The 4,095-nt window shown below is 62.6% G+C and carries 4 protein-coding genes; all 4 read left to right on the top strand.

Annotated features, from left to right (window positions below; all coding sequences use genetic code 11):
* The first annotated feature begins 99 nt into the window (after positions 1-99).
* Positions 100-528, top strand: a complete 429-nt coding sequence (locus DBR12_RS20400) for a type IV pilin protein (RefSeq protein ID WP_108618898.1) — start codon at positions 100-102, stop codon at positions 526-528.
* A gap of 48 nt (positions 529-576) precedes the next feature.
* On the top strand, positions 577-1,692 hold the full coding sequence (gene ribD, locus DBR12_RS20395; protein ID WP_108618897.1) for a bifunctional diaminohydroxyphosphoribosylaminopyrimidine deaminase/5-amino-6-(5-phosphoribosylamino)uracil reductase RibD: 1,116 nt from the start codon (positions 577-579) through the stop codon (positions 1,690-1,692).
* 172 nt (positions 1,693-1,864) lie between these two features.
* Complete coding sequence (locus DBR12_RS20390; protein WP_108618896.1) at positions 1,865-3,067, top strand: ammonium transporter; 1,203 nt, start codon at positions 1,865-1,867, stop codon at positions 3,065-3,067.
* A gap of 152 nt (positions 3,068-3,219) precedes the next feature.
* Positions 3,220-4,095, top strand: an 876-nt coding sequence (locus tag DBR12_RS20385; protein ID WP_233244979.1) for a phospholipase D-like domain-containing protein, incomplete at its 3' end; no start/stop codon positions are given.

Raw genomic sequence — 4,095 nt, 5'->3', positions numbered from 1 at the left:
GTGGTGGTGGTGGTGGTAATACTGCCCAGTTACCCAAACCCGCATCAACTGTAAATTGGCGGCAATTGCAGTAATTTATTTAGATGAAACGGACTGCAGATGAATCAGCAACAACGAGGCTTCACCCTGATTGAAGTCATGATTGTGGTCGCCATCGTGGCCATTCTCAGCGCCATTGCGTTTCCAAGCTACACAGAGTATGTGCGGCGCGGGCATCGTGCGGAAGCGCGCGCAGCCTTACTCCAAGCAGCTCAATGGATGGAGCGAGCGGCCACAGCAACCGGCACCTATCCGCCGACAGCGTCGTTTCCCGCAACACTCACGACGATCAAATCTGGCCGGTACACCATTGCACTGGCATCGCCACCAGCGAGCGCTGCGTCAGGCACCGCATACACGCTGACTGCCACACCAACGGGCGGGCAGGCGGGAGATAGATGCGGAAACTACACACTTACGCACTCTGGCGTGCGAGGCGCTGCATCTGCCGCATCAGCTTCTTTGGTCGCCGAATGCTGGAATAAGTAACGGCGAGTCCTCCGGCATAACCATTGGCCCATGCGTTAGCATCTGGCAATGCAATGCACTGACAAGCAGACAACCATGATGAACAAAGCGCTTGGGCTCGCCGCCCAGGCGCTTTTTGTTTCCAACCCCAATCCGCGCGTTGGCTGCGTGCTGGTGGCGCCGGATGGGCGGGAAATAGGCAGCGGTCACACACAACAGGCGGGAGGGGCCCACGCAGAGGTCATGGCGTTGCGGTCCGCGCAAGAAGCGGGACATAGCACCCTGGGTGCGACCGCTTACGTGACCTTGGAGCCCTGCGCGCACCAGGGGCGCACGGGGCCATGCTGCGATGCGTTGGTGGCCGCCGGGATTGGCAGGGTGGTGGCTTCCCTCACGGACCCTAACCCTGTGGTCGCTGGGCAGGGATTTGCCCGCTTGCGCGCTGCAGGGGTGGAGGTAGAGACGGGCCCGGGGGCAGCAGAGTCACGCGAACTCAATATTGGCTTTTTCAGCAGAATGGTGCGCGGCACCCCTTGGGTTCGCCTCAAGGCTGCAACCTCGCTGGATGGCGCCACCGCTTTGCCCAACGGTGCAAGCCAGTGGATCACATCGCCCACAGCGCGCGCCGATGGCCATGCCTGGCGTGCACGCGCCTGTGCAGTGCTCACAGGCATCGGCACTGTGCTGGATGACAACCCCCGACTGGATGTGCGTGAAGTGCCCACACCACGCCAGCCCCATGTGGTGGTGGTGGACAGCCAGTTGCAGACGCCACCGGATGCCCGTCTCTTCATGTCTGGCCGCGCTTGCTACATCTACACAGCCATCCAGAACGACGCAAAGAAAGCCGCACTGGAAACAAGCGGCGCCACCGTGATCTGTTTGCCCAACACCCACGGCAAAGTGGATTTGTCCGCAATGCTGCGCGACCTGACCGCCCGGGGGGTGAATGAGTTGCATGTGGAAGCAGGCCACAAACTCAATGGCTCCTTGCTGCGCGAGGGGCTGGTGGATGAGATGCTGATCTACATGGCCCCCATGTTGTTGGGCCCTGGGCTTGGACTTGCCCAGATGGGCCCTTTCGAAGCATTGGCCCAAGGGCTTAAGCTGGACTTCATATCTGTGGAGCAGTTGGGGCCCGACCTGCGCATCCTGGCACGGGTTCCGGGGCGCGACGCTTTCTGACCTGCCCCCTACGCACCGCACAACACACCCCGCACCTTCCGCTACCCACCGCCCCATATCAGTGCAAACATTTGCACCAATAACTGGCACAACTTTTGCTTCAATCTGGTGCAAATCTGTTGCAGACAGTCGCAATGCACCAGAGTCGATCAATCACTAGCGCGAGGATGTTATGGAAGCACTCAAACAGGGCACGGACGCTCTGTTCATTCTGCTCGGGGCGATCATGGTGTTGGCCATGCACGCCGGTTTTGCTTTTCTGGAGCTTGGCACGGTCCGCAAGAAGAACCAGGTGAATGCACTGGTAAAGATTCTGGTGGATTTCTCGGTGTCCACGGTCGTCTATTTTGTGGTGGGGTACAGCGTGGCCTATGGCACGCATTTCTTCATGGGGGCCGAAACGCTGGCGCAGCAAAGTGGCTATGCGCTGGTCAAGTTCTTCTTCCTGCTCACGTTTGCGGCTGCCATTCCGGCGATTGTGTCGGGAGGTATCGCCGAGCGGGCCAAGTTCTGGCCTCAGCTCATGGCCACGGCGGTCATTGTGGGATTTGTGTATCCGTTCTTTGAAGGCATCGCCTGGAACCAGCATTTCGGCGTGCAGGCCTGGATCAAGGCCGTCACGGGCGAAGAGTTTCACGACTTTGCGGGCTCGGTGGTGGTGCATGCCATGGGCGGCTGGATTGCCCTGCCTGCGGTGATCTTGCTGGGCTCACGCGCCAACCGCTATCGCAAGGATGGTGCGATTTCAGCCCACCCGCCGTCCAACATCCCGTTTCTGGCGCTGGGCGCCTGGGTGCTGGTGGTGGGCTGGTTTGGCTTCAACGTGATGAGTGCCCAGACACTGGACAAGATCTCGGGCCTGGTGGCAGTCAACTCGCTGATGGCCATGGTGGGAGGCACGCTGGCCGCTCTGGTGCTGGGCAAGAACGATCCGGGCTTTGTGCACAACGGCCCACTGGCCGGGCTGGTAGCCGTGTGCGCGGGCTCGGACCTGATGCACCCCTTGGGTGCGCTGGTGGTCGGCGCGGTGGCGGGCGCCATCTTTGTGCTGATGTTCACGCTCACCCAGAACAAGTGGAAGATTGACGACGTGCTGGGCGTCTGGCCCCTGCATGGCCTGTGTGGCACCTGGGGCGGGCTGGCCGCCGGCATCTTTGGCAGCAAAGCACTTGGGGGCCTGGGCGGCGTCAGCCTGTCGGCCCAGCTGATTGGCACGGGCCTGGGTGTGGCCTGGGCGCTGCTGGGGGGCTTCATCGTCTATGGCATCCTCAAACACACGGTGGGCCTGCGGCTTACGCAGGAAGAAGAATTCGACGGGGCCGACCTGTCCATTCACAAGATCAGTGCCACGCCCGACCGCGAAGTGAGCTGGTAAGCCCGCAATGCTGGGGCTGGCCAGGGCAGCCCCAGGCACAGGGCCACCACCAAGACGGGGTGGGACTTTGCCCCACAGCCCCGGGCCCTGGCAACGGGATACCCTGGAGCAACGCCACGGCGGCACCCAGGTCACAATCCTGCCATCGCGCCATGCCCCACCAGCCTTTCTTCTCGCTCCTGCTGACATCCTTGGCCCGTCGCAGCCGGTGGGCCCTTGCCCTGACGGCACTGGTGGCCTTGGTGGGCCTTATGGGCTGTGCGGGCTTGCCCAAGGATGTGGATCGGCCCATCTCCACCGCCTTCCAAAACCCCGGCGACACCGCACTGGGCCAGTGGGTACAAGCCCGCCGCACTGCGCAGCAGGCGCTGCATCCCTCGGGGTTCATGCTGCTCAGCGGTCCCCAGGCGGCCTACAGCAGCCGCTTGGCGCTGGTTGAAGCCGCCCAGAAGACACTGGATCTGCAGTATTACGCCATCCACGCCGACGCCAGCAGCGAGCGCCTGCTGCTCAGCGTGGCCGACGCGGCCCGGCGCGGGGTGCGCGTGCGGCTTCTGCTGGACGACTTTCACAGCACAGGGCGCGATGCGCTGGTGATGCGGCTGGCCTTTGTGCCCAATGTAGAGATGCGCATGTTCAACCCACTGTCCGGAGCACGCGGCTCGCCCGCAGGCCGCGTGTTCAGCCTGCTGAGCGACTTCTCTCGGACGCAGCAACGCATGCACAACAAGCTCTTCATTGCCGACAACGCTGTGGGCATAACCGGGGGGCGCAACCTGGGGAACGCCTATTTCGGCAACTCGGACTCGGGCAACTTTGTGGACCTGGATGTGCTCGCCGCAGGGGGCATCGTGCAGGACCTGTCGCGCAGTTTTGACAGCTACTGGAACAACGAGCGCGCCTACCCCGTGCAGTCGCTCATCACCCGCGAGGAGCTGGAGCGCCTGCGCGACAGCATCCGCGCTGCCGAGGCCACACAGCAACAGCGGGTAGAAAGCGCGGGCGCCGCTGCGGCAGCCCCTGAAACC

Source organism: Acidovorax sp. HMWF029 (assembly GCF_003060895.1).
Lineage (GTDB): Bacteria > Pseudomonadota > Gammaproteobacteria > Burkholderiales > Burkholderiaceae_C > Acidovorax.
Note: the sequence above shows the minus strand (reverse complement) of the source record. Positions and strands in the feature narration are given on the sequence as shown.

What these genes read in the sequence shown, in the direction of transcription:
- DBR12_RS20400 (WP_108618898.1), top strand. Translation starts at nt 100, where the DNA reads ATGAATCAGCAACAACGAGGCTTCACCCTGATTGAAGTCATGATTGTG.
- DBR12_RS20390 (WP_108618896.1), top strand. Translation starts at nt 1,865, where the DNA reads ATGGAAGCACTCAAACAGGGCACGGACGCTCTGTTCATTCTGCTCGGG.
- ribD (WP_108618897.1), top strand. Translation starts at nt 577, where the DNA reads ATGCAATGCACTGACAAGCAGACAACCATGATGAACAAAGCGCTTGGG.